Annotated in this window: 1 protein-coding gene and 1 pseudogene; one reads left to right on the plus strand and one right to left on the minus strand. The window is 72.5% G+C overall.

Translation table 11 applies throughout. The features are described 5' to 3' along the window. A pseudogene (locus tag ACFU99_RS43960) lies at positions 1–485 on the minus strand (MFS transporter); the annotation flags it as partial. 77 nt (positions 486–562) lie between these two features. Here ACFU99_RS43960 and ACFU99_RS43965 point away from each other — a divergent pair. Then, positions 563–1,252, plus strand: coding sequence for a CGNR zinc finger domain-containing protein (locus ACFU99_RS43965; RefSeq protein WP_384404438.1), 690 nt, complete (start codon positions 563–565; stop codon positions 1,250–1,252). Positions 1,253–1,293 lie beyond the last annotated feature (41 nt).

Below are 1,293 nucleotides of genomic sequence, written 5' to 3' on the forward strand. Positions count from 1 at the left end.
GCTCCGGCCAGTCCGGCGACGGTTCCGGCCAGGGCTGGGCCTGTCAGGCTCGCGATGTTGAAGGTCATCGCGTCGAAGGCGGTGGCGCGCGGCAGCGCCTCGGGCGTGGCGACGCGCGGCAGCTGCGAGGTCCAGCCACCGGCCAGGGCCGGTCCCAGCAGCCCCGCGAGCACCGCGATCCCCACGGAGCAGGCGAAGGGGGCGCGGCCGAGGCTGAGGAGGACGGCGGCCAGCGCGGCGGCGTAGCCCGCGAGCGCCCCGGCCAGCAGGCGGCCGGGGTGCGCGGACCGGTCGAGCAGCACCCCGAAGAGCGGGCCGCCTGCCGCGGCCGAGACGGTCATGCCCGCGAGCAGCGCGGACCCGGAGGATGCCGATCCGGTGACCGCGAGCCCGGCCAGCAGAAGGGCGGGGCCCGACATCTCGTCACCGGTACGGGCGGTGGCCGCGCCGAGCGCGTACGACGCCATCGCGTAACGCTTTCCCATGCTCGGCACGTTACGTAGGTAACGTAAAACTTGACCAGGCGCGTTACATTCGTCGGGTGCTGACTCCGAAGGGCAATGTGAACGGCGATCCGGGCGGCAACCCGGGCGGCAATCCGAGCGGCAATCCGAGCGGCGAGTGGTCCACCCTCCTCTCGGTGCAGAACACGGCCCGGCGGACCGCGGCCCTGATCAACGCCCTATCGGTGGACGACGCCGGTTCCGACTCACCCGATTCCAGTTCCGTCGATTCCAGTTCCACCGATTCCGAGGCGGCCGATTCCGAGGCGGCCGATGCCGCGGTGGCCGATGCCGTCGTCGAAGTGCTGCGCGCGTACGGCGAACCCGGTCCCTTCTCACTCTCCGCCCGCGACATCGCGGAGATGCGGGCGGCGGCCGAGTCCCTGCGGGAGGTGTTCGCCGTCGAGGACGACAGGGACGCGGCCGGTGCCGTGGCCGTACTGAACCCCCTCCTCGAACGCACCACCGGCACCTTCCGCCTCACCTCTCACAGCACCGGTTCCCCCTGGCACCCCCACCTCGACAGCCACGACGACGCGCCCTGGGGCGAATGGTTCCTGGCCTCGTCGTGCCTGGCCCTGACCGTTCTCGTCTGGGACCGCCAGCGCCCGCCGGGCGGCCTCTGCGCGTCGCCGCGCTGCCGCAATGTCTTCGTCACGCTCAACAGCGGCCCCGCCCGCCGCTACTGCTCGGTCCGCTGCGCGACGCGCGAACGCGTGGCGGCCCACCGCCGCGCCCGAGCCGAGTGAATAAGCAAGCGGCCCCGAACCCCCTGTAACCACCGAAACCC

Origin of the sequence: Streptomyces sp. NPDC057654 (genome assembly GCF_042800135.1) — a bacterium.
GTDB lineage: Bacteria > Actinomycetota > Actinomycetes > Streptomycetales > Streptomycetaceae > Streptomyces.